Source organism: Listeria sp. LM90SB2, assembly GCF_028867355.1.
GTDB lineage: Bacteria > Bacillota > Bacilli > Lactobacillales > Listeriaceae > Listeria > Listeria monocytogenes_B.
The window spans coordinates 1,979,526-2,006,119 of sequence record NZ_CP046449.1 but is presented as its reverse complement, the minus strand read 5'-3'; the positions used below and the strand labels follow the sequence as shown (position 1 = coordinate 2,006,119).

Annotated in this window: 25 protein-coding genes; 17 read left to right on the top strand and 8 right to left on the bottom strand. The window is 39.3% G+C overall.

Annotated features, from left to right (window positions below; genetic code table 11):
* The first annotated feature begins 230 nt into the window (after window positions 1–230).
* From folE to GL301_RS09850, 16 genes are all read left to right on the top strand, one after another.
* The gene (folE, locus tag GL301_RS09925) at window positions 231–800 is read left to right on the top strand and encodes a GTP cyclohydrolase I FolE (RefSeq protein WP_003727998.1); all 570 of its coding nucleotides are present in this window, start codon (window positions 231–233) and stop codon (window positions 798–800) included.
* 56 nt (window positions 801–856) lie between these two features.
* On the top strand, window positions 857–1,624 hold the full coding sequence (locus GL301_RS09920; protein WP_003734416.1) for a heptaprenyl diphosphate synthase component 1: 768 nt from the start codon (window positions 857–859) through the stop codon (window positions 1,622–1,624).
* Window positions 1,625–1,646: 22 nt separating this feature from the next.
* Window positions 1,647–2,360 (top strand): demethylmenaquinone methyltransferase, encoded by a 714-nt coding sequence (menG, locus tag GL301_RS09915; protein ID WP_003726790.1) that lies wholly within the window; start codon window positions 1,647–1,649, stop codon window positions 2,358–2,360.
* Window positions 2,361–2,370: 10 nt separating this feature from the next.
* Window positions 2,371–3,336, top strand: coding sequence for a heptaprenyl diphosphate synthase component II (gene hepT / locus GL301_RS09910; RefSeq protein ID WP_003726789.1), 966 nt, complete (start codon window positions 2,371–2,373; stop codon window positions 3,334–3,336).
* A gap of 18 nt (window positions 3,337–3,354) precedes the next feature.
* A complete protein-coding gene (gene ndk, locus GL301_RS09905; RefSeq protein WP_003727999.1) occupies window positions 3,355–3,798 on the top strand; it encodes a nucleoside-diphosphate kinase in 444 nt (147 codons plus the stop codon).
* Between the two features lie 203 nt (window positions 3,799–4,001).
* A complete protein-coding gene (gene aroC / locus GL301_RS09900; protein ID WP_003728000.1) occupies window positions 4,002–5,168 on the top strand; it encodes a chorismate synthase in 1,167 nt (388 codons plus the stop codon).
* A gap of 2 nt (window positions 5,169–5,170) precedes the next feature.
* Window positions 5,171–6,268, top strand: coding sequence for a 3-dehydroquinate synthase (aroB, locus tag GL301_RS09895; RefSeq protein ID WP_009917806.1), 1,098 nt, complete (start codon window positions 5,171–5,173; stop codon window positions 6,266–6,268).
* Window positions 6,265–6,639, top strand: coding sequence for a chorismate mutase (aroH, locus tag GL301_RS09890; protein WP_003726522.1), 375 nt, complete (start codon window positions 6,265–6,267; stop codon window positions 6,637–6,639). The genes aroB and aroH overlap by 4 nt, the downstream gene beginning before the upstream one ends.
* Window positions 6,639–7,721, top strand: coding sequence for a histidinol-phosphate transaminase (hisC, locus tag GL301_RS09885; RefSeq protein WP_003726521.1), 1,083 nt, complete (start codon window positions 6,639–6,641; stop codon window positions 7,719–7,721). Before aroH ends, hisC begins: the two co-directional genes overlap by 1 nt.
* Window positions 7,722–7,741: 20 nt before the next feature.
* Window positions 7,742–8,845: a prephenate dehydrogenase gene (locus GL301_RS09880; protein WP_003726520.1), complete on the top strand. Its 1,104-nt coding sequence runs from the start codon at window positions 7,742–7,744 to the stop codon at window positions 8,843–8,845.
* A 13-nt stretch (window positions 8,846–8,858) separates the two neighbouring features.
* Window positions 8,859–10,145: a 3-phosphoshikimate 1-carboxyvinyltransferase gene (gene aroA, locus GL301_RS09875; RefSeq protein ID WP_003726519.1), complete on the top strand. Its 1,287-nt coding sequence runs from the start codon at window positions 8,859–8,861 to the stop codon at window positions 10,143–10,145.
* 131 nt (window positions 10,146–10,276) lie between these two features.
* Window positions 10,277–11,530, top strand: coding sequence for a tetratricopeptide repeat protein (locus tag GL301_RS09870; RefSeq protein WP_003726518.1), 1,254 nt, complete (start codon window positions 10,277–10,279; stop codon window positions 11,528–11,530).
* Window positions 11,531–11,565: 35 nt separating this feature from the next.
* The gene (gene reoY / locus GL301_RS09865) at window positions 11,566–12,111 is read left to right on the top strand and encodes a proteolytic degradation factor ReoY (RefSeq protein WP_003726517.1); all 546 of its coding nucleotides are present in this window, start codon (window positions 11,566–11,568) and stop codon (window positions 12,109–12,111) included.
* Between the two features lie 87 nt (window positions 12,112–12,198).
* On the top strand, window positions 12,199–12,795 hold the full coding sequence (locus GL301_RS09860; protein WP_003726516.1) for a DUF1405 domain-containing protein: 597 nt from the start codon (window positions 12,199–12,201) through the stop codon (window positions 12,793–12,795).
* A gap of 86 nt (window positions 12,796–12,881) precedes the next feature.
* Window positions 12,882–13,565 (top strand): zinc metallopeptidase, encoded by a 684-nt coding sequence (locus GL301_RS09855; protein ID WP_003726515.1) that lies wholly within the window; start codon window positions 12,882–12,884, stop codon window positions 13,563–13,565.
* Window positions 13,566–13,674: 109 nt separating this feature from the next.
* Window positions 13,675–14,940: a BaiN/RdsA family NAD(P)/FAD-dependent oxidoreductase gene (locus GL301_RS09850; RefSeq protein WP_003728005.1), complete on the top strand. Its 1,266-nt coding sequence runs from the start codon at window positions 13,675–13,677 to the stop codon at window positions 14,938–14,940.
* Between the two features lie 47 nt (window positions 14,941–14,987).
* Here GL301_RS09850 and pflB read toward each other — a convergent pair whose 3' ends face one another.
* From pflB to GL301_RS09815, 7 genes are all read right to left on the bottom strand, one after another.
* Complete coding sequence (pflB, locus tag GL301_RS09845) at window positions 14,988–17,267, bottom strand: formate C-acetyltransferase (RefSeq protein WP_003723027.1); 2,280 nt, start codon at window positions 17,265–17,267, stop codon at window positions 14,988–14,990.
* A 231-nt stretch (window positions 17,268–17,498) separates the two neighbouring features.
* Window positions 17,499–18,506, bottom strand: a complete 1,008-nt coding sequence (locus GL301_RS09840) for a serine hydrolase domain-containing protein (protein ID WP_003728006.1) — start codon at window positions 18,504–18,506, stop codon at window positions 17,499–17,501.
* 2 nt (window positions 18,507–18,508) lie between these two features.
* Complete coding sequence (locus tag GL301_RS09835) at window positions 18,509–20,152, bottom strand: NAD-dependent malic enzyme (RefSeq protein WP_046670855.1); 1,644 nt, start codon at window positions 20,150–20,152, stop codon at window positions 18,509–18,511.
* A gap of 110 nt (window positions 20,153–20,262) precedes the next feature.
* Complete coding sequence (locus GL301_RS09830; RefSeq protein ID WP_003726320.1) at window positions 20,263–20,946, bottom strand: EAL domain-containing protein; 684 nt, start codon at window positions 20,944–20,946, stop codon at window positions 20,263–20,265.
* Window positions 20,947–20,964: 18 nt separating this feature from the next.
* On the bottom strand, window positions 20,965–21,969 hold the full coding sequence (locus GL301_RS09825) for a hypothetical protein (protein WP_003730820.1): 1,005 nt from the start codon (window positions 21,967–21,969) through the stop codon (window positions 20,965–20,967).
* Entirely contained in the window at window positions 21,966–23,093 is a 1,128-nt protein-coding gene (locus GL301_RS09820; RefSeq protein WP_070298245.1) for a GGDEF domain-containing protein, read from the bottom strand. Before GL301_RS09820 ends, GL301_RS09825 begins: the two co-directional genes overlap by 4 nt.
* A 25-nt stretch (window positions 23,094–23,118) precedes the next feature.
* Window positions 23,119–24,255 (bottom strand): GGDEF domain-containing protein, encoded by a 1,137-nt coding sequence (locus GL301_RS09815; RefSeq protein WP_021496356.1) that lies wholly within the window; start codon window positions 24,253–24,255, stop codon window positions 23,119–23,121.
* A 319-nt stretch (window positions 24,256–24,574) separates the two neighbouring features.
* Here GL301_RS09815 and GL301_RS09810 point away from each other — a divergent pair, with 319 nt between their 5' ends.
* Window positions 24,575–25,681 (top strand): NAD(P)/FAD-dependent oxidoreductase, encoded by a 1,107-nt coding sequence (locus GL301_RS09810; protein WP_021495892.1) that lies wholly within the window; start codon window positions 24,575–24,577, stop codon window positions 25,679–25,681.
* Here GL301_RS09810 and GL301_RS09805 read toward each other — a convergent pair.
* Complete coding sequence (locus GL301_RS09805; protein WP_003723019.1) at window positions 25,671–26,537, bottom strand: YitT family protein; 867 nt, start codon at window positions 26,535–26,537, stop codon at window positions 25,671–25,673. The genes GL301_RS09810 and GL301_RS09805 overlap by 11 nt on opposite strands.
* Window positions 26,538–26,594 lie beyond the last annotated feature (57 nt).

Here is a 26,594-nt window from a genome sequence, read left to right as displayed (position 1 = left end):
ATAGACTTTTAAGCACTAACTCTAGTCTGGCCTTAATTTTATAATTAAGCTAGGCTAGTTTTTTTATGCCCATTTTTAGTGGTTTTCTGTTTTAGAAATAGGGAATATACTTACGAAAGCAAAAAAACCCCTATTATTATCACTTATTCAAGCAAATTAAATTTACCTTGAAGTTTGGCTGTGTTAAGATATACAAGGTATATAATGCTAAAAAGATAGGGGAATTAAGGATGGAGCAAATAGACAAGCAAAAGATTGCTGACGCGGTAAAAGTTATTTTAGAAGCAGTAGGAGAAAATCCAGAACGTGAAGGACTGATTGATACACCAATGCGAGTAGCTCGTATGTATGAAGAAGTTTTCGCTGGGCTGAAAAAAGATCCTTCTGTTCATTTCGATACTATTTTTGAAGAACAACATGAAGAATTAGTACTTGTGAAAGACATTCGCTTTTCGTCTATGTGTGAACATCACCTTGTCCCTTTTTTTGGAGTAGCTCATGTAGCATACTTACCACAAAATGGAAGAGTTGCTGGTCTTAGTAAACTTGCTCGCGTAGTGGATGATGTAAGTCGCCGCCCGCAGTTACAAGAACGGATTACAACGACTGTTGCAGAAATTATGATGGAAAAACTAAAACCGTTGGGTGTAATGGTCATCATGGAAGCAGAGCATATGTGCATGACTATCCGCGGTGTAAATAAACCTGGAACAAAAACAATTACAAGTGCTGTTCGTGGTGCTTTTAAAAATGACGATAAGCTTAGAAGTGAAGTTTTAGCTTTAATTAAGCATAATTAAATATCCTTTATGGTATAATTTTTTACATAATAAGGAGATTCAAAGGGGATTGTTAAATGACTTATCAGGCAAGAGAGGCTGGGCTAAAGGAAGTGGAGCAGTTGGTACATGAGCAAGCAGTCTATCAATATTTACAAGAGAATAATGAAGGCGGGCAAATGGACAAAGATCAAATGCTATTTCTTCATGAAGCGATTTCTGGCTCTGATTTGACTGATGCTTCTGCATATCGCGTCGTTAGTGCAACGCTGTACATGATTTTAGCGCATGATACACATGAAAAAATTGATGAACCAGGCGATGTTGTACAGCTAACACGTAAGGAGCAAGAGTTGACGGTTCTCGCTGGGGATTTTTATAGTGCTCTCTATTACCGCACACTTGCTGAATTAGAAATGATTCCACTGCTTCGAGCATTGCAAAGCGGGGTTCAAGAAACAAACACAGCAAAAACCAATATTTACCAGTTACATGTCGCAACAGATGAAGAGTATTTATCTCAGCTTACGTTAACAAATGCGGCTATTTTTGCCAAGTTTGCGAAGTATTTTATGAAAGATGACACATTTATCGCGCTTGGTTGTCAGTTCTTTTTGCTCAAAAGACTCCAAACAGAACTTGCTACTTACAAAGAAATTGGTGCGTCCAGATTGAAGCGGGCGTTTGATCATGGCTATTTTGCGAAGGAAGCCGTATCTAATTTTGAAAGCTGGTTAGTAGCGATTATTCGTGATGTGAAAAGTGAAGTGAAACGGTTGAAAGATAAATCAGAACCGCTTTCTAATATACTAGGAAAAAGAATCATCGAAGTTATTAACGACTGATAAATAGAAGGAGATTCGGGATATGACGGAAACTAAAGAAGAAAAAGTACATAAAGTATTTGAGAAAATTTCTCCAAGTTATGACCGAATGAATAGTGTTATTAGTTTTAAACTACATGTGAAATGGCGTAAAGAGACAATGAAGCTAATGCGTGTTCAAAAAGGGACGAATGTTCTTGATGTTTGCTGTGGAACGGCAGATTGGTCGATTATGATGGCGGAAGAAATTGGTCCTGAAGGTCATGTGACGGGGCTTGATTTTAGTGAAAATATGCTGAAGGTTGGTCGCGAAAAAGTAAAAGAAGCGGATTTGCACAATGTAGAACTTATTCATGGGAATGCAATGGAATTACCTTTTCCAGATAATAGTTTTGACTATGTGACGATTGGCTTTGGGCTTAGAAATGTACCGGATTATATGCAAGTGCTGCGAGAAATGTACCGTGTGCTAAAACCAGGTGGACAGCTGGCATGTATTGATACGTCTCAACCCAATATTCCTGGCTGGAAACAAGTGTTTAATGCTTATTTTCGCTATGTAATGCCTGTTTTCGGGAAGTTTTTTGCGAAAAGTTATAAAGAATATAGCTGGTTACAAGAATCAACGCGTGAGTTTCCAGGAATGGCTAGACTTGCGGAAATGTTTCAAGAAGCCGGATTTTCATACGTAAGATATATTTCACACAGTGGCGGCGCGAGTGCAACCCACTTTGGATTTAAAAAGAAGGAACAATAAGGTGGCAAGCATGAAACTTAACTTTTTATATGCAAATATGCAAAAAGACATTGACTCAGTTGAAAAAGAACTTAAAAAGGCCCTTTCTGGCGCAGCTGCTGAAACTACTTCTGATGCAGCACTTCATTTATTAGAGGCTGGTGGAAAACGAATTAGACCAATGTTCGTTTGCTTATCAGCAAGACTTGCTCCTAATGCAGACTTTGATGCAGTAAAAAATGCGAGTGTAGCGATTGAATTAATTCATATGGCGTCGATTGTGCATGATGATGTGGTGGATAATGCGGATTTAAGACGCGGACGCGAGACGATTAAATCGAAGTGGGGCAACCATATTGCGATGTATACCGGTGATTTTTTGTTTGCCAAATCACTGGAATATATGACAGAAATTAAAGACGTTGCTGCGCATAAAATGCTATCACATGTTACGGTGGAGCTTTCTACGGGTGAAATCGAACAATTAAAAGATAAATATAATTTTGACCAAAGTGTGCGTAATTATTTACGCCGAATTAAACGGAAAACAGCTTTACTGATAGCAGCTAGTTGCGGACTCGGTGGTGTTGTTTCTGGTCAAAGTGAAGCTGATTATCAGAAGTTATACCGTTTTGGTTATTATGTTGGCATGGCGTTTCAAATTACGGATGATGTACTTGATTTTGTTGGAACAGAAAAAGAACTCGGTAAGCCAGCTGGGGAAGATTTAAGACAAGGAAATGTGACATTGCCAGTATTCTTTGCAATGGAAGATCCTTTTCTAAAAAAACGCATCAGCCAGGTTACGGAGGAAACTCCAGCAGAAGAAATTGCTGTTTTAGTGGAAGAAGTCAAAAAAGCGGGCGCAAAACAGGCCGAAGATGTAGCAACAGCCTACTTAAAGAAAGCTGTAGAAATACTGGATTCTTTGCCGCAAGTGCCTGAATTAAAACCATTAAAACAAATCGTTCGTGTTTTAGATAAAAGAAATTATTAACGTGAGGGAGGATTCTTTATGGAACAAACTTATGTAATGGTTAAGCCGGATGGTGTAGAACGAGGACTTATTGGTGAAATTGTCACAAGAATAGAGAAAAAAGGCTTAAAAATAGTTGCTGGAAAATTAATGCAAATTGACCGTGAACTAGCAGAAAAACATTACGCGGAACATATTGGAAAATCTTTTTTCGAGGATTTAATTGGATTTATTACTTCTGGACCAGTGTTTGCGATGGTGTTAGAAGGAGATGATGCGATTGCAACAGCTCGCCGTATGATGGGCAAAACAAATCCGTTAGAAGCTGACCCCGGAACAATTCGCGCTGATTATGCGGTACATACAAATCGAAATGTGATTCATGGATCGGATAGCCCAGAAAGTGCGAAACGGGAAATTCAGTTGTTTTTTGCACCGCAGGAAATTTTAAGTTATCAAAAGGCAATCGACACTTGGATTTAACATAGTATAGAGTTTAGGGAAACCTAGGCTCTTTTTTTATAGAGAAATTACCATTTCATGCGGTTTTTTGGTAAGATGAAAGAATGAAACGAAAGTATTGTTTTCTCGCGTGGCATATGTTAAGATATTACACATATACTTTAAAGCGCTAAAATATAAACGCTAGAAAATCTAGCTGAAATAGAAAAAGGAGAGATGAGCAGATGAGATACTTAACGGCAGGAGAATCACACGGACCGGGGCTTACAACAATTATTGAAGGGTTGCCAGCAGGAATGCCTTTACTAGCAGAAGATGTAAATAAAGAACTAAAAAGAAGACAAGGTGGGCATGGTCGTGGGGCACGGATGCGTATCGAAAAAGACCAAGTACAAATCACAGCAGGGATTCGTCATGGTAAAACATTAGGCGCACCTGTAGCAATGTTTGTTGAAAATAAAGACTGGAAGCATTGGGAAACGGTTATGAGCATTGAACCAGTTCCAGAAAAAAATGAAAAATCCCGTCGCGTATCCCGTCCACGTCCTGGACATGCGGACTTAGTTGGCGGTATGAAATATGGTCATAACGATATGCGTAATGTACTAGAACGTTCTAGCGCGCGCGAAACGACTGTCCGTGTGGCAGCTGGAGCAGTAGCGAAAAAATTATTACATGAACTTGGCATTGAAGTAGCTGGTCATGTACTTGAAATTGGTGGCACTCGTGCGAACTTAACACGTGATTACGCGGTTAGAGAAATTCAAGAAACATCCGAAGCTTCTCCAGTGCGTTGTTTAGACGGCGTAGCGGCAGAAGAAATGATGCAAAAAATTGATGATGCGAAGAAAAATGGCGACACCATTGGCGGTATCGTAGAAGTTGTAGTTGGTGGTGTCCCAGCTGGACTTGGTAGCTACGTACAGTGGGACAAAAAACTAGATGCAAAAATTGCGCGTGCGATTGTAAGTATTAATGCATTTAAAGGCGCTGAATTCGGTGTCGGTTTTGAAGCTGCTAGAAAACCTGGTAGTGAAGTGATGGATGAAATTTTATGGAGTAAAGAAGATGGCTACACGAGACGTACAAATAACCTTGGTGGATTCGAAGGCGGAATGACCAATGGTATGCCAATTGTTGTTCGTGGCGTAATGAAGCCAATTCCAACATTATACAAACCACTTCAAAGTGTGGATATTGATTCAAAAGAAACGTTTAATGCAAGTGTAGAACGTTCGGATAGTTGTGCAGTACCTGCTGCAAGTGTGGTAGCTGAAGCTGTTGTCGCTTGGGAAGTTGCAGTTGCTGTGTTAGAAAAATTTGATGGTGATCGTTTTGACACACTTAAAAAACATGTGGAGGAACACCGAAACTTAACGAAGGAGTTTTAAACATGCCAGAAATTACAGTCCGTGCTAAAAGTAAAACATACCCAGTATATATTAATGAATTCGCATTAGAAGATGTCCGGGAAAAGTGGACGGAGAGCCTAGCTAAATTTTCCCACGTGTTTGTTTTGACGGACGAGCATGTGGCGGAACTTCATCAAGCAAAGCTTGACGCGGTTCTAGCTGATTTACCTGTAGTCACTTATTATGTGGCGCCAAACGGGGAAGAAGCGAAAACGTTTCGTGTATATGAAGATGTGATGACAAAATTGATTGAAACAGGTCTTGATCGTAAAGCGGTTTTAATTGCTTTTGGTGGAGGCGTTATTGGTGATTTAGGTGGTTTTGTTGCGGCTACGTATATGAGGGGCATTCCTTTTTATCAGGTGCCTACGACGGTTCTTGCGCATGATAGTGCCGTGGGTGGCAAGGTTGCGATCAATCATCCGCTTGGCAAAAACATGATTGGGAACTTTTACCAGCCAGAAGCAGTCATTTATGATACCCAGTTCTTTGCTACTTTGCCAGAACGGGAAATGCGCTCTGGTTTTGCGGAAATGATTAAACATGCGCTTATTAGCGATCAGACGTTACTACGGGCCTTAATGGATACATTTACGGAGCCGAAAGACTTTTATACGAAGGATTTGACGCCGTTTTTACAACGTGGGATTGAAATTAAAGCAAATATCGTTGCGCAAGATGAAACCGAGCAAGGCGTGCGCGCTTATTTGAATTTTGGTCACACATTTGGTCATGCACTTGAAGCCTACGGAAACTTTGGCAAGTGGCTGCACGGCGAGGCGATTACTTATGGGATGATTTATGCACTCACGATGAGTGAGACAATTTACGGACTGGATTTCGATTTAGCAGAATTTAAAACGTGGCTAAAACAGTTAGGCTATGATACGACATTTGATGCAACTGTTCCATTTAATAAAATACTGGAAAATATGCGTCATGATAAAAAAACAACTTTTAATGAAATAAGTATGGTTTTACTCGAAGAAATTGGAGAACCGGTTATTTTTAAAGCGGAAGATGATTTGATTTTTGAAACTTACAAACGTGTGATGCGAAATGGAGGGAATGGCATTTGAGAGCAATTCGAGGGGCAACGACAATAGAAACTAATTCACCGGAAGCAATTTATGCAGCGACGAAAGAATTATTTGAAGAAATTTTAACGCAAAATGAAATAACAGATAGTGAGCAACTAACATCCGTCATCATTACAGTGACAGAAGATATTTTTGCCGCTTTTCCAGCTAAGGCGGTGCGTGAAACACCTGGCTTTGAATATGTTCCTGTCATGGGGATGCAAGAAATTCCGGTGCCAAATTCGCTTCCAATGTGCATTCGTTTCATGGTATTCACAGATCTACATAAACCACTCGAAGCCATCAACCATGTCTACTTACGAGGAGCAAAAGTACTGCGCCCAGATTTAGTAAAAGAGGAGGATGCGTAATGAAATGGAAAAAATCACTTACAGGTCTATCTTCTTATAAACCTGGAAAACGCGAAGAAGAAGTGATGGCAGAACTTGGTTTAACGAAAATCACCAAACTATCATCTAACGAAAACCCACTGGGAACTTCTCCAAAAGTGGCGGAGCTTCAAGCCAATTCTAGTGTGGAAACAGAAATTTATCCAGATGGCTGGGCTTCTAGCTTGCGTACAGTGGTCGCTGATTTCTACCAACTGGAAGAAGAGGAACTGATTTTTACAGCTGGTGTGGATGAACTGATTGAACTGTTGACGCGGGTTTTACTGGATACGACAAAAAATACAGTGATGGCGACACCGACATTTGTGCAGTATCGTCAAAATGCGTTAATCGAAGGCGCCGAAGTAAGAGAAATTCCGCTACTTGTGGATGGTGCGCATGATTTAGATGGTATGTTGAATGCGATTGATGACAATACGACGATTGTTTGGGTTTGCAATCCGAATAACCCAACTGGGAATTACATTGATTTAGCAGATATTCAAGCGTTTTTAGATAAAGTACCAAGTGATGTACTTGTTGTTTTAGATGAAGCATATATTGAATATGTGACGCCGCAGCCTGAAAAACATGAAAAACTAATTCGCACTTATAAAAATTTAATTATTACCCGGACCTTTAGTAAAATTTATGGTTTGGCAAGCGCTCGTGTTGGTTATGGTATTGCGGATAAAGCAATCATTGAGCAACTAAATATCGTTCGTCCGCCGTTTAATACAACGAGCATCGGTCAAAAATTAGCAATAGAAGCAATAAAGGATCAAGCTTTTATTGAAGCATGCCGAACTTCTAATGCAAATGGAATTAAACAATACGAAGCGTTTGCGAAACGTTTTGAGCAAGTAAAACTGTATCCAGCGAATGGAAACTTTGTTTTAATAGATTTAGGAATTGAAGCAGGAACTATTTTTAGCTACTTGGAAAAAAATGGCTATATTACGCGTTCTGGCGCGGCGCTTGGTTTTCCAACTGCTGTTCGAATTACGATCGGAAAAGAAGAGGAAAATAGTGCGGTAATTGCACTTTTAGAAAAATTATTGTAAGTGTTTGGAGGCGTTTTTGAATGAAAGGGACGGTAGTTATTGTTGGGCTTGGGTTAATTGGCGGTTCTATTGCCCTTGCGATTAAAGCCAAACACCCAGAAGCACATATCATCGGAATTGACGTTTCCTATCATTCGTTAGAAGTTGGAAAGTCTCTCGGTGTGATTGACGAAATTGGCGAAAGTATTTTAATAGATGGGCCAAAAGCAGATTTACTTGTTTTTTGTTGTCCGGTAAAAGAAACAGAACAGTTATTAACGCGTTTACCTGGGCTGCGTTTAAAGGAAAATGTGATCGTTACAGATACAGGTAGTACAAAAGGAACCATCATGGAAGCATCCACGGCACTTAGAGAAAGTGGTATTACGTTTATTGGCGGTCATCCAATGGCTGGTTCGCATAAAAGTGGTGTCCGTGCTGCTAAAGAACTGTTGTTTGAAAATGCCTATTATTTGTTAACACCAACGAAAGATGTAGCAGAAGACAAAGTGGCTGAACTTAGGACGTGGCTGTCTGGTACGAATGCTAAGTTCTTAGTGTTATCACCAAATGAGCATGATGAAATTACTGGCATGTTGAGCCACTTACCGCATATTGTGGCGGCGGCTTTAGTGAACCAGACGCAAAGCTTTACAGAAGAACATCCTGCAGCATTTCGACTTGCGGCAGGCGGATTTCGTGATATTACACGGGTCGCTTCTTCTGATCCAAGAATGTGGACGGATATTTCTATTAGCAACCAAAAAACGTTAACGAAACAGCTGACGATTTGGCGAGACAGTATGAACGAAGCGCTTGAGATGCTTGAAAGTGAAGACGCGAGTTCTATATATGCCTTTTTTGATGGGGCAAAAGAATTTCGAGATTCACTTCCAGTTCATCAAGGTGGTGCGATTCCATCTTTTTACGATTTATTTGTCGATGTACCAGATTATCCAGGGGTAATTTCTGAAGTGACTAGGTATCTGGGCGAAGAAGAAATCAGTTTAACAAACATCAAGATTTTGGAAACACGGGAAGATATTTTCGGTGTGTTACAAATTACTTTCCAATCGGATGAAGACAGGGACCGGGCGAAACGTTGCATTGAAACAAGAAGTAACTATACATGCCATTACGAATAGGAGAGAAATGACGATGAAATTAATTACAAATAAACAAGGGCTGGTTGGCGCAATCACAGTCCCTGGAGATAAATCAATGTCCCATCGCAGCATTATGTTCGGGGCTATTGCAGAAGGAAAAACGGTCATTCGTCATTTCTTACGTGCAGATGATTGCCTTGGAACAATTAAGGCATTTAAAGCATTGGGTGTAAAAATTGAAGAAACCGAAGAAGAAATTATTGTTCACGGAACTGGTTTTGATGGGCTAAAGCAGGCAGATGGTCCACTTGATATTGGTAACTCGGGAACAACGATTCGTTTAATGATGGGCATTTTAGCTGGCCGAGATTTTGACACAGTCATTTTAGGGGATGAATCAATTGCGAAACGTCCGATGAACCGTGTCATGCTACCACTGCAACAAATGGGGGCAAAAATGCATGGCAAAGATGGCTCTGAATTTGCTCCAATTACGATAAATGGGAAGCAATCATTAAAACGCATGGAATATCATATGCCAGTTGCTAGTGCACAAGTAAAGAGCGCGATTATTTTTGCAGCTTTACAAGCAGAAGGTGAAACGATTATCCATGAAAAAGAAAAGACTCGTGATCATACGGAACACATGATTCGCCAATTTGGCGGTGAAATTGAAATGGACGGCTTAACCATTCGCGTCAAAGGTGGCCAAACATTTACCGGGCAAGAAATGACGGTTCCAGGCGATGTTTCCTCTGCTGCGTTCTTTATCGTAGCTGGCTTAATCACACCCGGCAGTGAAATTGAACTTACGCATGTTGGCTTGAACCCTACTAGAACAGGGATTTTTGATGTAGTTGAGCAAATGGGTGGAAGTTTAGTTGTCAAAGATTCTAGCAGAAGTACTGGTAAATTAGCGGGTACGGTTGTAGTTAAAACTAGCGATTTAAAAGGAACGGAAATCGGTGGCGACATTATTCCTCGTTTAATTGACGAAATTCCAGTTATCGCACTTTTAGCGACACAAGCAGAAGGAACGACGATTATTAAAGACGCTGCTGAACTAAAAGTAAAAGAAACAAACCGGATTGATGCGGTTGCGACAGAACTAAACAAAATGGGCGCAGATATTACTCCAACCGAAGACGGCTTAATTATTCGCGGGAAAACACCACTTCATGCGGCCAATGTAACAAGCTACGGGGATCACCGTATTGGCATGATGCTACAAATTGCAGCACTTCTTGTCGAGGAAGGCGATGTGGAATTAGAACGCCCAGAAGCAGTTTCTGTTTCTTACCCGACTTTCTTTGAAGATATTCGCTCACTTTTAAAATAATCACTTCTACCAGTGCTGTATGCTAATCACATCAGCGCTGGTATTTTTATTTAAGAGAGGCAATCACTTTTTCTTATGAGTGAAGTAATGGTATAATAGAAAAACGACTTATTATTAAAGAAGGTGCAGAAATGGAATTAGCTAATAAAATGTTACATGCGTTAGAGCATGAAGATATGGCGCTTGCGAAGAAATATTTTGATGAAGTAGTGCAAGCGGGAACAGATGAAGAACAATATTATTTAGCAGAAGAATTATTTACACTTGGATTCCTAGATGAAACGGAAGATTTATACGAACTTCTATTAGCAAAATACAAGGATGAGGGCGAGTTGCTTGTCCGTGCAGCTGAAGTAGCACTTGAAAAAGACGATATCGACTCTGCGCAAGACTATTTAGAAAAAGTAAACAAAGAAGATGAAGCATATATTGAAAGTTTGCTCGTATTAGCTGATTTATATCAGATGCAAGGTTTATTCGAAGTCAGTGAGCAGAAATTACTCGAAGCGAAACAAATGGCGCCAAATGAGCCGATTATTGATTTTGCACTTGGGGAATATTATTTATCGCAAGCAAGATTCGCATCCGCTGTACAGTCTTATCAAACTGCTGTAGAAGCAGGATTAACGATTATTTCGAATGGTGCGGTGTCTGTATATGAACGTATCGCTGAAGCTTTTGCTGCTAGTGGGGCATTTGAAGAAGCGTTATCTTACTATGAACGCGCGCTCGAAGATAAGGAATCGGTTGATACACTTTTCGGGATGGGTTTAACGGCTTATCAGGCAAAAGATTACACGAAAGCTATTCATGCGCTCGAACATTTGCGTGAACATGATCCCTCTTACACAACGCTCTACTCTTATTTAGCGAAAAGTTATGAGGAGAACGGCGAACCGGAAAAAGCCATTGCAGTGCTTCGGGACGGCTTAACGCAAGATGAATTTAATAAAGAAATGTTCTTAGAGGCTGGGAAGCTTGCTGTTACGCTACGTTTGCCAGAAGAAGCCGAAGAATTTTATCGTCAAGCAATTGTGCTAGATGAAGAATATTCGGAAGCAATTATGCAGTTGAACAAATTATTACTTGCGAAAGAAGACTACGAAGGGGTTATCGAATTAGTGGAAGGCCTTGGGGAAGAAGTTATTTCGGAACCACAAATTTTCTGGGACGTAAGTGTTGCATATCAGGAAACAGAACAATATAATAAAGCAAAAGCAAATTATGAACTGGCATACTCGCACTTTACAAACAATCCTACTTTCTTAAAGGAATATGGTTTATTTTTAAGGGAAGAAGGAGAGTACGCGAAATCACAAGAAGTTTTGCGTAACTATTTAGAACTAGAGCCAGAAGACACAGAGATTTTATCTTTATTTGATTAAATGCTAAAAAGAATACAGGAAGGGACTGAGGAAAGATGAAGGCATCCATTTCAATAGACGAGAAGAAAGATTTTATTCGCTGGTTTTTAAATAAACACCAGATGAAGACTAGAGAAGCAATGTGGGTTTTAAATTATATTGCTGGCCATGATCAAATTGTAAAATATGTTCATTTTGTTGATAATTTGGAAGGGTGTGCGCGTGGGCTTTCACTTAGTGCTCACGGCGTTGAATCCGAACCGTTCCTATTTTTTAAAGGTAACATTATGACGACTGATCCAGAAAAAGCATTTCATGATATTCGGTTAAATTGGGACGAAGAGTTGTATGTAGAACTTCATTTTGAAGAGGCAATGTCTTCGCCTGAATACGCACTTGTTCGTGAAGATAATCCTTTTACAGCAGTGAAGCTTGCGGATGAGGAAAAAGAAATGGCGGATGCGCTTATTTATCAATCTGTGCACCAATTTTCAAGAGAAAAAGTATTACAACAGATCGATGAGGCGCTGGATACACGTGATGAAGCTGCTTTTCATAAGTTAGTTCGAATTTTACAGCAAATGGATACGGAAAAAGAATAAGAAATAAATCCTAGTTAGTATGGAAATGATGTGAAAGATGCATCATTTCCTTGCTGTGCTAGGATTTTTTAAGGGAGCTGGGGGATATTGTTATATAGTTTACTCGCAAATCGGGCCTTTTTACGATTACTTTTCTTTGGTAATTTACTTGGAGCGATTTATGGATACATATGGTATTTACCGCAATTACAAATGACAGAGCCGCGCTTTTGGCTGTTTGTACCTGATAGCCCAACGGCGATTTTGTTCTTCACTTTGGCGCTAGTTGCTTTTCTTGGGAAAAAGCATTGGCCTTTAATGGAGGCACTAGGTTTTGTATGTTTAGTGAAGTATGGTTTATGGGCAGTTGGTATGAATATTTTTTATATGATTGACCAAGGGATGCTTGTTTGGGGCTCTGTGGCATTGATTTTGACGCATGGTTTTATGGCAGTAGAAGGAATTCTTTATGCGCCGTTTTATCGTTTTCGAATCGGGCACTTTATGATTGCAGCGGTATGGGTATTTCATAATGATGTAATTGATTATGTATTTGGCCAAATGCCGATTTATATGGGGTTAGAAAAATACTTACCGGAAATTGGTTATGCGACATTTTGGTTAACGGTATTTGTTCTATGGTTTGTATATGATAAAACGATAAAAAATAAGCACTTAACATTAGAATTTCCTCATGATGAGTGAAAGAGGTTGAGTCTTGGTGATAGTTAATTTATACTAAGAACATAAGGATATTCACCGAAAAAAAGTAGTAGGAGGAAGATGATTAAATGTCGTTTAGTCAGTATATTATTTATTTTATTATCGTCGCGGCAATTCCACTTTGGGCACAGTATCGGGTAAAAACTACCTATGCACATTATTCCAAAGTTGGTGTGGCAAATGGTTTAACTGGTGCCGAGGTTGCGCGTCATATTTTGGATACCAATGGTTTAACGAATGTTCCAGTTCATGAAACAAAAGGAATATTAAGTGACCACTACGATCCTCGAAAAAAAGCGGTTTTTCTTTCTGAAGCTAACTTCCGCGGTCGTTCTATCGCCGGGGCAGCTGTTGCAGCCCATGAAGTAGGACACGCGATTCAAGATCAGCAAGATTATGCATTCATGCGTTTTCGTTCGGCGCTTGTTCCTGTAACAATGTTTAGTTCCAATATTTCTTGGGTGTTCTTAATTATCGGAATGCTTGCAAACGTTGCTAGTTTCATGTTGCTGGGGATTATTTTGATGGCAGTGGGTGTACTTTTCCAATTAATTACGTTACCAGTTGAATTTGACGCTAGTAAACGGGCACTTGTTCAATTAGAAAGCGGCGGACTAGTCGCATCTTCAGAACTCCCACAAGCGAAAAAAGTATTAAGTGCTGCTGCAATGACTTATGTTGCTGCAATGGCCGTAGCTGTACTAGAACTTCTAAGATTGCTACTTATCTTTACGAATATGAATCGAAATTAGAATCAAAAAACCTGAGATTTTTCTTGGGTTTTTTGTTTGGTGAAAAAAGCTTGGCACTGAGCCGAATGCTTGCTATACTTAAACACGGATAAAGTAAAGGAGCGGGACAATGGATTATGATGTAATTGTTATTGGTGGCGGGCCATCTGGACTTATGGCGGCTATCAGTGCAGCAGAGAAAAATAAACGAGTACTATTAATTGAAAAAGGACCAAAATTGGGACGTAAATTAATTATGTCTGGTGGCGGACGTTGTAATGTAACGAACAGGCGACCAGCAGAAGAAATTATTAAACATATTCCTGGTAATGGTCGCTTTTTATATAGTGCGTTTCATGCCTTTGATAATGAAGATATTATTCGCTTTTTTGAAAGACTTGGCGTGGCGTTAAAAGAAGAAGACCACGGTAGAATGTTTCCTGTATCGAATAGCGCGCGTTCTGTCGCTGAGGCAATGATTCAGCGGATGGAAAAACTAGGCGTAAAAATTTACATGCAAACAGCCGTGAAACAAGTGGATTATGAGGATGGACATGTGAAAGGGGTGACCTTGAAAGATGGCCAAGAAATTTCAGCGAGTGCGGTCATTGTTGCAGTTGGCGGTAAATCTGTTCCACGGACTGGTTCGACCGGAGATGGCTATGCTTGGGCGAAAAAAGCAGGACATACCATCACAGAACTTTATCCGACAGAAGTGCCAATTACGTCTAGTGAGCCTTTTATTAAACAAAAAGTGTTACAAGGAACGTCGCTTCGTGATGTGTCCCTTTCTGTTTTAAATGCAAAAGGGAAGCCGATTATTACGCATCAAATGGATATGATTTTCACGCATTTTGGTGTGTCAGGACCAGCGGCACTTCGTTGTAGTATGTTCGTCCTTCGAGAATTAAAGAAAACAGGCGCTAGCACGGTGAAGATGCGTCTTGATTTATTCCCGAATGTATCCGCTGCGGAACTTTCGAAAGATGTGTATAAATTGTTAGAAGAGAATCCGAAGAAAGCCTTGAAAAATTCGTTAAGTTCGCTTTTACAAGAGAAAATGTTATTGTTTTTACTTGAAAAAGCAGACTTAGATGAAACGGCTGATTATAAACAAGTAAGCCCGAAAAAAATCGAGCAGTTTATTCAGTTATTAAAAGATTTCACTTTTGAAGTGAATGGCACGCTTGATTTTGAAAAAGCGTTTGTGACAGGTGGTGGGGTTTCTGTAAAGGAAATTAAACCAAAAGAGATGCAATCGAAGTTGATGGAAGGATTATTTTTCTGCGGGGAAATACTAGATATTAATGGTTATACGGGTGGATATAATATTACTTGTGCGCTAGTGACTGGGCACACGGCAGGAGCTTATGCGGCGGAAGTTTCGAACGCATAAAAAAAGAACCAAATCTGTTATTCGCAGATTTGGTTCTTTTTTTCTTATTAACCGATTAATTTTTCGTGGAACATTCTTTGGCAAAGTTCCATTTTTTGTTCTTCATTTAGATCTTTCGTATTTAAGCAATAACCGCTGATACGTAAGATTACTGGGATACCAGCTTTGATTTTTTCGATTACTTCATCGTGGTTAAGAACGTTTAAGTTGATGTGTTGACCACCTTTTGTAAAGTAACCATCCAGAATACCAACAAGGTTATGGTGTTGTTCTTCCGTTGTTTTACCGAACATTTTTGGAGCTCCTTGGATTGTTAAGGAGATTCCGTCATTTGCATAGTGGAATGGTAATTTAGAAAGACTAGCAAGGTTATCTAAGAAACCACCTTTTGCTTTGTTAGAAGGGTTAGCTCCTGGGCTGAAGAATTCTGGTTCTTTGACGATTTTGCCATTTTCATCAAATACAGGTCCTTTGTGCACGGGGGAGTTACCACATTGTTTTGAGTAAGCAACGTTAGAAGTGATTGTTAGAACAGAAACGGTTGCTTCACTATCTTTGTATAGTTTATGGGAGTCTAATTTGTCTTTGAACATTTTAAGAACCATTACAGCGATATCGTCGGCACGGTCATCATTTTCACCGTAACGAGGGAAGTCGCCCTCTACTTCATAGTCATATACAAAACCATCTTCGTCACGGATAGTTTTTACTTTGGCATGTTTGATGGCACTTAGGCTATCTACTACGTTAGCGAATCCACAAATACCGAAGCCCATGTTGGCTGTTACTTTAGATGGTAAGAAGGCCATTTGCATACTTTCATAGTTGTATTTATCTGTCATAAAGTGAATGATGTTCATCGCATCTACATAAGTGTCTGTTAACCAGTCCATTGATTTATCGAATTTTTCTAGTACTTCTTCGTATTCAAGGTATTCGGTTGTAATTGGTTCTACAACGTCGAATACTTGGTTTTTGTGAAGATCATCTTTACCGCCGTTGATAGCTCCAAGAAGACATTTCAGTACGTTGACACGAGCACCGAAATATTGCAGGTTATGTGTTTCGCCTTTGTCTTTGTCTGCTTCTGGGTTAAGTGGGCTAACGCAACAGCTGATACATTGCATATCGCCGTAGCCTTCTTCTTGCATTAATTTATCATTTTCGTATTGAATGGAGGAATGTTTTACACTCATTTTCATACAATATTCTTTAAAGCTTTCTGGTAAACGAGCATCCCATAGGACAGTTAAGTTTGGTTCCGCTGAGTTTCCTAGGTTATCTAAGCAGTGTAAGAAACGATAATCTGTTTTAGTCACACGATGACGACCGTCTGCGCCCATACCAGCCATTGAAGTTGTAACGAATGTTGGATTGGAAGCGTAAAGTTCGTTGTAACCATCTGTTCTTGCAAAACGAACCATTCTTAATTTAAGGGTTAATTGTTCGATTAATTCTTGTGCATCGAATTCAGTGATAATGCCTTTTTCTAAATCGCGTTGGATATAGATATCAAGGAAAATCGGAATACGACCGAATGAGCTTGCAGCACCGTTTGCTTGTTTGATAGAAGCAAGGTAGCCCATGTAAGTCCATTGTACCGCTTCTGTTGCATTTTCAGCTGGACGTCCAAGTTCTAAACCGTATTCGTTACCTAAAACGATTAAGTCTTTAAGTGCTTTGATTTGTAACCAAATTTCTTCACGTAAACGAATGTTTTCATCAGAAGAAATCGCAATTTTTTTCAAGTCTTGTTGTTTTTCTGCTATTAAACGATCCACACCGTAAAGTGCTGGTTTTTGGTACAAGCCGATGATTCTTCCGCGAGAGTATGCATCAGGAAGACCACTAACGATATGGGAGTGACGCGCACGTTTGATATCGTCTGTATATGCTCTGAAAATACCATCATTTGCTGTAGAACGATTTTTTACGTAGAAGTCATGTAATTCTTGATCAATGGAATAGCCGTTGTCTGTTAAACATTGTTCGGCTGTTCTAAGACCACCATTCGGCATAAATGCTAATTTGAATGGTTTGTCTGTTTGTAAACCAACAATAACTTCATTTTCTTGATCCACGTAACCAGCTTTGTGAGATGCAACATTGGATACGATAGCGTTATCCATATCAAGTACGCCGCCTTTTGCATCCATTTCTTCTACTAGTTTATTTATTTTTTCATTTAGTTTCGTTGTTCTTGGTGTGCTCTTTTCTAAAAAGCTTTCATCGCCATCGTAAGGAGTGTAGTTGTCTTGAACGAATTGCCCTACACTAATGTTTTCTTGCCATGCGGTTCCTTTAAAACCATCCCATGCTTTTGTCATTATAATTTCCTCCTTCAATTGTGTTCCTTTTCACTTAAAGCCAGAAACAAGTCTTTAGAATCTTTCTTCATTGAACAGCATACTCCTTTGTGAAAACGAAAACAATATAAAACCAGAAAGAAAATAAATTTCTTTTATATAACTAGAAAAGGCTTTCAACAGCTGTGTTAATACAGTTTTTTCGAAGTAGGGCGGGAGGCAAAAGGCAGAAAAAGAAGCCTAGCTAATATGCTAGACTTCCGTTGTGTTTGCAACTTCTTCTAAAAAAGTGTCGACAATGCTGTCACGTTTGTCAACGAAATTTGGGTTGGCTCGGCTTGGATGAACGCGGTTAGAAAGAACAATTAAACTGGCTTGGTGTTTCAAATCGAGCACCATAAAAGTACCAGTGAATCCGGTATGATATAAGACAGAATCACCGCGTAGATCCCAGCCTAGCCCGCGACTTCTATTGAGACCAGGGGTATGATTTATTTGCATCAGTTGCCAAGTTTTTTCAGAAAGAATTGGAGCACCGTGTTGTAGCATGAGCGTATCTCGGAATTTGGAAAGATCGCTTAGGGTGCTAAAAAGTCCGGCATGGCCTGTGCCTGATTTGGCAGTCCAAGCTTTAAAATCATGGACATCACCTTGAATTAAACCGCGCGTTTGGTCAAGTTCGGTTGGGATGACTTGTTTTTTATTTGCGGGATGAAAACTTGTATTTGTCATACTCAGGGGTTCTAAAATATTGTTTTGGATGGCTTTTTCATAATTGCCGTCCATTTTACTAATCAAATAACCGAGTAAAAGAAAATTAGCATCGGCGTATGTGACTACGGTTCCAGGAATATTAATTTGTGGCGTGGCATACACATAACGAATAACGTCCTCTCGGTTGTTCATTGAGAAGTTAGGGATATTTTGTGCAAGGCCGGAGCTATGTGTTAGTAAATGTAAAATCGTAACATTATTGTACCGGAAATCTGGTAAATACATTTGAATAGGGTCGTTTAATTGGAATCTTTGTTGTTCGATAAGTTGCAAAATACGAGTAGTCGTAGCAATTACTTTGGTCAAAGAAGCGATATCATAAATGTTTTCTGTTGTTCTTGGTAAGATTTCTGCTTCTGGAAAAACGGATTTTAATCCCATGATGTTATTTTCTTCCAGATAATTAGTTTTTATTTGATAACTAATTCCCGGAGTGGAGCCGTTTTGGACGAGTTGATCTAGTGATTGCTTCGTTTTGTAAAACATATCTAAACTCCTTTATAAATAGGTTGCCACATTTCCCGCTCGATAGCTTCGGTGACATTCGTTAATTCGACTTGATGGATGTTTTCTTTAATAGCTTGGTTAGCGACAGCGATGGCTACTGCACGCGATGTTTCGCGAAGGGTGCGCACATGTGGTAGAAGGGCTGCGCCTGCTTTGTTTGGTGCAATCTGCTCAGCGACAGCCATGGAAGCAGCAGCGAGCATACCATCTGTAATATATTTCGCACGAGTGACAAGAGCACCTAGTCCGAGCCCCGGATAGAGAAGTGCATTGTTCGCTTGACCGATTTCATAAGTAGTATGTTGATATTCTACTGGTTTGGAAGGGCTACCTGTAACAATAAGCGCTTTTCCATCTGTCCACTGAATTAAATCAGAAGCAGTTGCTTCGGCTAATTTTGTTGGATTAGAAAGTGGCAAAATCGCTGGTCGTTCTGTATACTGGGTCATTTTTTTGACGATGCTCTCTTTAAAGGCACCGGTGACACCAGAACAGCCGATTAACATTGTTGGATGAACTGCTTCCATTAAGTTTTCTAACGTATCTGTGGGCACGTTAGACCACTCAGTCGACGGATGTGCATATTTCTTTTGCCCGGTAGTTAAGTCGGTCATATTATCAAGCACTAAACCATTTCGGTCGACTAAATAAAAATGCTTTTTCGCCGTTTCAAAAGGAAGACCAGTTTCACGCATCCACTGAGCACTAAGTTGATCAGCGATACCGATTCCAGCAGTTCCAGCCCCGAAAATAATAATCTTTTGCTCGCTTAATGGTATTTTGGAAACTTGGATCGTCGCAAGAACAGCAGCAACCACCATGGCTCCAGTTCCTTGAATATCATCGTTAAATGTACAAATTTTATCGCGGTAATTATGCAGAATACGACTTGCATTCGCGCGTCCAAAGTCTTCCCAGTGAAGGATGGCTTTCGGGAAAACTTCTTTCATAACATTAACAAAAGAAGCAATAAAAGCGTCATATTCACTTTCTGAAAGGCGGGGGCGTTTATTTCCTAGATATAGTGGATCGTTAAGAAGTGTTTCGTTGTTCGTTCCGGCGTCAATAACAACTGGAAGAACACGGTCTGGTGCAAGTCCAGCTGCAACCGTATAAACCGCTAATTTTCCAACAGCGATTTTCACACCATTCACACCCCAGTCGCCAATTCCAAGTACACCCTCACCATCTGTTATAACAATCATATCAATATTCGGATTATTTTTTGCGTAGTTTTTTATTGATGCGCTTAATTTTTCGGGTGCAAAGGCATCAATAAATAAGGCTTCATCCGGCGCAGTGTATTCTTTATGGTACTGGATAACTGCGTCGCCGATAGTTGGTGTATAAATAATTGGCAAATAGTCAGTCACGTTTTTTGTTACGACATAATAGTAGAGGGTGCGATTTTCATTATATAAGTTTGTTAAAAGCTGATGTTTATGTAAAGGTGTTTCTAAATTTTCTATTTGCGTCTCGATGCGCACGGCTTGTTGTTCAATTGTTTCGATAATTGGTGGCAGTAATCCGTCCAATTGATAGCTTGCTCTTTCTTCTTTTGAAAAAGCGGTTCCTTTATTTAATAATGGATTATTCATATAGTCAAAACCTGGTTTTACAGTCATTTTTCAGCACTCCTTTTTATTCTATTCTATTTTACATGGGGGAAAGAAGAATAACAACTGATTCCAAACAAAAAGAAAACCTGACAATAAGCAGATTTTCTTTTTTATTTTTAATGAAAATAATAACCTTGCGCATAGGGAATGCCGATTTCTTGAAGGAATTCTAGCTGCTCTTTTGTTTCCACTCCCTCAACAATTAAGGATTTATGATGCTTTTTAACATAATTATGAAGTTGCTCAAAGAAGATTTTTTTGCCATCGCTCTCAAATAAATCTCGTAGTAATAAGCGATCGGTTTTGACAAAATCAGAATGGTGCGCAAAAACGCGATGCAAGTCCGCATAACCGGAGCCAAAATCATCAATAGCAAATTTAGTTTCGTGTTTTTTCTGGAATTGAAGCAGTTGTTTTTCTAAGTCGTTCATTCGTTCTTGTGGTAACTTGGATGTTTCCAAAAATTCAAAAACTATTTTCCCGTTATCAAGTAGGGTATCGTGCAACTCTTCTTGATTTTCTAAAAATGTATCATACGAAATATTGACAAATAGTGGCGTGTCTCCGCTTTTGTTAAAGCGTTTCACTGCGTTATGAAGCGTGAGCAGCTCAAATGCTTTTTGCAGACCATCCTGTTCCGCTTCTTCGATAAAATCACTAATCGCATTCCAGTGATCTGTTTTTAAGCGGGTGAGTGACTCGTATCCGAAAATTTGTGTGTTTTCTACAACAACAATCGGTTCATATATTGTATCAAAGTGATTTTGATCAATAATCTCACGTACAGTGGGCTTTTTCATTTGTCCAACTTCTTTCCGTTATTTCTTAAGAGTTATTTCTTTATTTATATAATCGAAAAAATGGGTTGTTTCTGGATTTGACGTGTCCATTTTCTCTAATAACTCTTTGGTGATTTTACCATTTTTAGCTTGATTTGTCTTGTTAAAATACTGTGTCAAAAAGGCATAAACGGCGGTGGATTCGTTTTCTGAACTTGGTTTCTTTGTTTCTCTTTGATAACGTGCATAAACTTTTCCTTTAGAAGCTAATTCTGTTTGTAAAAAATTATCGAAATTTGGCTCTACATCACCATTTTCATCAAAATAAGCCATCGCAATGAGCATTTGATCAATCATATTAACTTCACTAGGGTCAGCATATTGAAACTGTTCATTTTGAAACACTTCTGTAAAAAATGGGTCAGCATTAACAGTTTGAATTGGTAGATAGGCTTTATCTCGATAATTAATCTGTTGCATCGCTTGGATATTTAGATAGCTTAAATGGAGCGTATCTGCTTTTTTCTTATGAACAAAATCGTAAAAGTCTACTGGAACACCTTGTTCAGCGCTATATTTTTTGGTGTTGGCTAGGATTTTATCTGCCATTTTTTTGTAGGACGGGAAACTAAATTTTTCGCTCGCTTGATAAAGTGCTTCTGTAATACGGAAATCATCTACAATCGCATTAGTCGTTGTTGCGTCGGTTGCTTCCCATTTAATAAAGTTATCTTCGGTTATAAAATTCTTTTCTAAATGACTTACTTGTTCTTGGAAAGTTTTACTATCATTCACTTCGACCAAATATTCCATATAAAGTCCGATGCTCTCGGCTAAATAATGCGGTTCTTGCGCATTTTTGTAATCCACAATTAAACCGTTTTTTGCAGTATAGTTTTCTTTTACATACGTTTGAACAGAGGTGGAAGTGGGTGTGGTTTCTTTTGGTGCACTCACCGTTTTTTTAGGTTCTGGTCGAAGGAAAATGAAAAATCCGGCGCCAATAAGGATAATTAAAATGAAAATTAAGATGATTCGTTTCATTCGAGTTCCCCCTGATGAACAGCAATTTGATTGCGGCCGTTTTGTTTTGCTTGATAGAGCGCTTGGTCAGCAGCTTCGAAAAGTGATTCGGTTGTTGAAAAGTTGGAACTAGCAGAAGCAACACCTATAGATACAGTAACTTTGCCACTTGCGGGATTATAAGGAAACTTCGCTCGTTCCACTTCTTCACGGAAAAAATCAGCAATTAAAGCAGCTTGCTCTGTACCAACGTTTTGAAGTAAAACAGCAAATTCTTCGCCACCAATTCGTGCAAACATGGTTCTTGGCGGGAAGGTGCGATTTTTAAGAATGCTACTAAACTGAGCAAGAACTGTATTACCAGCTTGATGACCATGGAAATCATTTATTTCTTTAAAATGATCAATATCAATGATGAAAAGAGATAAAGATTTTTTCCTTTTTTGCGATTTCGCAAAAATCCAACCAAACTGTTGGGTGAAAAAGCGCATGTTTGGTAAATTAGTTAAACTATCCGTCATCGCAGTTTCCGTCAAATTTTGGATAACGAGATTACTTTTATCAATGTAATTGCAGGCGTAAAATACCAGTAAGGCGGTTACAAAGAATAGCAGGAAATACTCGATAATCTCAAAACCTTGCAGGATTCGTCCTTCGTCAAAATTATTCACGAAATAATAAAGAATCGCTGGGAAGTTTAAAATGATTAAAGCAACAAATCTCGAAAAGCGTTGTTTTTTCCAAAAAGTAACAAGTAAACACGCGGCAAAAATGAGCGTCATCAAAATGACATAGCGACTAGTAACAGGAGAAGCAATATCAAAACTAATCCGACCAAAAAGCATTACTAAATAGGCGAAAATGAGTGGAGCGCGGCCACCGAAAACACTTGTTACCATCAAAATCAAAATCCGCATATTCGTGTAAATAACGGGATTATTTTCGTAAGCACCTTCATAAATAAAATAAATACCTGCTAAACCATAGTAGACGCCTAGTAGGATGGAAAGAAATAGCCGTCTACCACCATTTTGAAACCAATTTGGGCGATATTGTCTTATTTTTCGAAAAGACATCCCTTGGATAAAAAGGATAGCGAGAAAGAGCGCTAAACTATCTATGTATGAATTAACTAGTTCGAACAAATGGACTCATCTCCTTTTTACTCTCTTAAACAACTGGTTCTGTTTCGCGAATATGCACTTGGTTTCGTCCATTTCGTTTCGCATTATATAGCGCTTGATCGGCTGCATTTAGTAGCTCGTTCGGATTTGGATAATTTCTGCCGTCATAATTTGCGATACCAGCAGAAATAGTAATAACGGAGCCAGAAGCAACAATCGGAACATCAATTTTTTCGACTTTACGTCGGATTTTCTCCGCCAAATGCTCCGTTTCACTGACATTAATATTTGGCAAAATAATGGCGAATTCCTCGCCGCCAATCCTTGATATCACTGTGTTTGGCGGGAAGCTGATTTTTAAAAGCATTTGACTAAAAGTAGATAAAACCCCATTTCCGACTAAATGGCCATATGTATCATTTACCCGTTTAAAATAATCAATATCAATAATAATCACACTTAAATTCGATTTTTTTAACGTAGCATGGTTAAATGCTGCTTCGAACGCCTTTTCAAAATGACGGAAATTCGTCAAACCTGTTAGCGGATCAAGGATGGTGGATTGCTGCAAATCATAAATTAGCTTATTCGATGTATCGATATAATAAGCCGCTGAAACAATAATAAACGTAATAAAAAAAGAAACCAAAAAATAGAGCATCCAAACAGGTAAGTCATTTATGGTATACAATAAATGTATTTTTTGATGTAAATAAAATAGCATAAGGGGAATCGCACTAAGTTTGACTAAAACGACTTTTTGAACGGAACTAAGTCGAAGTTTAGCGACTTCCATGCATACAAAGTGAAAACCGATAATTAAAAACGCGTAAATCAAATTGGCAAACAGCGCATCACCGAGAAAAAGTTTTCCTGCGACAATTAGTAATAGCGCGATAGTAGCAGGACCTGCCGAAGAAAATAAATGCAGGACGATTAAAATATTAAGTAGCATATCTGTATAAATCCCAGAATCTGTGCCGGGTAATCCGCGGATAATAAAATAAACACCTAGAAGGCCGTAGTAAATGCCCAGTGCATAATTAATAATTTCATTAGAAAATTTAATTTGGAACCAAGCAGGCTTTTTTTCTCTAATAGATCGCAGTGCCATTCCGTGAAAAAAAAGCGCTGATAAAAAAAGCGCCATGCTGTTCCATAATGAATCAAGAATATTTGGCATAAAAAAATCTCCCATATCTCAGCATAACTAATCAGCTGAACTGTTAATATAGGCAGAAGGAAAAATAAATGAATTTTTAGCTGAGACGCAGTACAAAGAACCAACCAATGGGCGAAAGCGTTCTCTAAGAGGATATGTGGTAATGACGACGAGATAAGCTAAAATCTGCCTTTTTGTAATTAAAGCTGGATTTCAGTACAATGGATAGAATGATGTAGAGGATTTTTAGTAGTTTGTAAACTTAACTATTTTCACATATTATTACAAAGAGTTATAAAAAAGTCAACTTGTGTCACAATTGATATAGAGGGGTGTAACGATGCAAAAAATAGTGATTATCGGCGGGGGAATTGTTGGAGCTAGTGCCGCCTATTTATTGTCAAAAGAAAACGTGCAAGTAACGCTAATTGATTCAGATGAACCGGGACAAGCAACGCGTGCTGCAGCCGGAATAATTTGCCCGTGGCTTTCTAAAAGGCGAAACAAATATTGGTATGAGCTTGCAAAAAATAGTGCCGCCTTTTATAAGGAATTGGCGGGAACGCTCGAAGGAGATACTGGGCGGAATTCGGGCTATAAACAAGTTGGTGTGCTCGCACTTCGAAAGACAGAAGAAAAAGTAACAGAACTGTTTAATCTTGCGAATGAACGACGCCTCGATGCGGAAGTTATGGGTGAAATTGTAAAGTTGTCAGAAGAGGAAACAAAGCAAAAATTTCCGTTAGTTAAACCGGGATTTGGCTCGGTCTATGTAAGCGGAGCAGCACGAGTGAACGGTGGTTTATTTTGTGAAACGCTACTTTATGCCGCAAAAGAAAATGGGGTAAAAATCAAGTCGGGGCGAGCGCATTTTTCTACTGACGGAAAAGTTCGTGTTGACGGGGAAGATGAACATTACGACAAATTAATCATTGCAGCAGGCGCATGGTTAAAAGAATTGCTAGACGAGGCGAGTTTTCATACAGAAGTTTTAGCGCAAAAAGGGCAATTGCTGGAACTTGATTTTAGCGAATTTCAAACGGATGAATGGCCAGTAATTTTACCACCGAGCGCGAAATCAATTGTTCCTTTTGATAATGGGAAAATTATCGTCGGTGCAACGCATGAAAAAGCTGCTGGCTTCGATACGAAACCAACAGCAGAAGGTAAGGCAGAAATACTAACAGAAGTCAGCCAGTTTATGGAAGGGGATTTAGCGAGTAAAGTGGCCCATGTGGCGGTCGGAACTAGACCATACACGCCTGATTTTGCGCCACTTATTGGTCAACTTCCTGGATTTGAGTCAGTCTTTTTAGCGAATGGTCTTGGTGCTTCTGGTTTAACTACCGGGCCTTATGTTGGCAAACTTTTAGCGGATTTAGCACTTGGAAACACCGTCGATTTGGCTTTAGAAAACTATGAGCCAAGTAAATACATTAGTAGATAGGATTCTTGTTTTCATCGAGTGTGAAACCTTCTCCCATCACATCATGAACGACACTGACGGAAACAAAGGCATGTGGGTCAATTGCTTGAACAATATTTTTTAATTGAATTATTTCATTTTTCGCAACGACGATATAAAGGACGTCTTGGTCTTTTTTAGAGAAGCCACCGCGACCTTCCAACACTGTCACCCCGCGATTCATCGCGAGCATCACATGGGAAGCAATCGCGTCATTATCTTTAGAAATAATGAGCGCACCGCGAGCCGCATAAGCTCCTTCTTGAACAAAATCAATTACACGAGAACCGATGAATACGGCGACGAGCGTGTACATAACTTGACGGACATCTAAATAGGAGAGTGAGGCAACGAGAACAATTGCATCAATAGCAAATAGCGTGCGCCCCATGCTAATGCCTTTCGTATGATTTAGCAGTTTGGCGATAATATCACTACCACCAGTCGTCCCACCGTAGCGAAACACGAGGCCAAGCCCAATACCACTAAAGCCACCAGCAAAAAGGGCGACTAAAAGTAAATCGCTATGTAAATCTAGCGTATAAGGTATTCGCTGGAAAATCCATAAAAATAAGGACAAACTCACCGTTCCGATACCCGTATAAATGAGGGAACGATTGCCTAGAACTCGCCAACCTAATATAAACAAAGGTATATTTAAAATTAAGTTAGAGTACGCTGGATCAATTTGGAAGAAGTGAAGAAGGAATAAGGTTACTCCAGCTAAACCGCCTTCACCGAGGTTATTGGCGATATTAAAATTAACTAAGCCAAATGCGTAAATCGCCGTACCAAGCATAATAAAGCAAATATTTTTCGTGCGTAATGTTTTTAGCATAACTTTTTTCCTCCCTGAAACCTATTTAATATGTAAGTAAAAAATCATGGACTTGGA

Coding starts and splice junctions, on each gene's coding strand:
- folE (WP_003727998.1), top strand. CDS start 231: ATGGAGCAAATAGACAAGCAAAAGATTGCTGACGCGGTAAAAGTTATT.
- hisC (WP_003726521.1), top strand. CDS start 6,639: ATGAAATGGAAAAAATCACTTACAGGTCTATCTTCTTATAAACCTGGA.
- GL301_RS09870 (WP_003726518.1), top strand. CDS start 10,277: ATGGAATTAGCTAATAAAATGTTACATGCGTTAGAGCATGAAGATATG.
- menG (WP_003726790.1), top strand. CDS start 1,647: ATGACGGAAACTAAAGAAGAAAAAGTACATAAAGTATTTGAGAAAATT.
- GL301_RS09835 (WP_046670855.1), bottom strand. CDS start 20,152: ATGACTGTAAAACCAGGTTTTGACTATATGAATAATCCATTATTAAAT.
- hepT (WP_003726789.1), top strand. CDS start 2,371: ATGAAACTTAACTTTTTATATGCAAATATGCAAAAAGACATTGACTCA.
- reoY (WP_003726517.1), top strand. CDS start 11,566: ATGAAGGCATCCATTTCAATAGACGAGAAGAAAGATTTTATTCGCTGG.
- GL301_RS09920 (WP_003734416.1), top strand. CDS start 857: ATGACTTATCAGGCAAGAGAGGCTGGGCTAAAGGAAGTGGAGCAGTTG.
- GL301_RS09825 (WP_003730820.1), bottom strand. CDS start 21,969: ATGAAACGAATCATCTTAATTTTCATTTTAATTATCCTTATTGGCGCC.
- aroA (WP_003726519.1), top strand. CDS start 8,859: ATGAAATTAATTACAAATAAACAAGGGCTGGTTGGCGCAATCACAGTC.
- GL301_RS09840 (WP_003728006.1), bottom strand. CDS start 18,506: ATGTTTTACAAAACGAAGCAATCACTAGATCAACTCGTCCAAAACGGC.
- aroB (WP_009917806.1), top strand. CDS start 5,171: ATGCCAGAAATTACAGTCCGTGCTAAAAGTAAAACATACCCAGTATAT.
- ndk (WP_003727999.1), top strand. CDS start 3,355: ATGGAACAAACTTATGTAATGGTTAAGCCGGATGGTGTAGAACGAGGA.
- GL301_RS09850 (WP_003728005.1), top strand. CDS start 13,675: ATGGATTATGATGTAATTGTTATTGGTGGCGGGCCATCTGGACTTATG.
- GL301_RS09830 (WP_003726320.1), bottom strand. CDS start 20,946: ATGAAAAAGCCCACTGTACGTGAGATTATTGATCAAAATCACTTTGAT.
- GL301_RS09815 (WP_021496356.1), bottom strand. CDS start 24,255: ATGCCAAATATTCTTGATTCATTATGGAACAGCATGGCGCTTTTTTTA.
- GL301_RS09880 (WP_003726520.1), top strand. CDS start 7,742: ATGAAAGGGACGGTAGTTATTGTTGGGCTTGGGTTAATTGGCGGTTCT.
- GL301_RS09810 (WP_021495892.1), top strand. CDS start 24,575: ATGCAAAAAATAGTGATTATCGGCGGGGGAATTGTTGGAGCTAGTGCC.
- GL301_RS09855 (WP_003726515.1), top strand. CDS start 12,882: ATGTCGTTTAGTCAGTATATTATTTATTTTATTATCGTCGCGGCAATT.
- GL301_RS09805 (WP_003723019.1), bottom strand. CDS start 26,537: ATGCTAAAAACATTACGCACGAAAAATATTTGCTTTATTATGCTTGGT.
- pflB (WP_003723027.1), bottom strand. CDS start 17,267: ATGACAAAAGCATGGGATGGTTTTAAAGGAACCGCATGGCAAGAAAAC.
- aroC (WP_003728000.1), top strand. CDS start 4,002: ATGAGATACTTAACGGCAGGAGAATCACACGGACCGGGGCTTACAACA.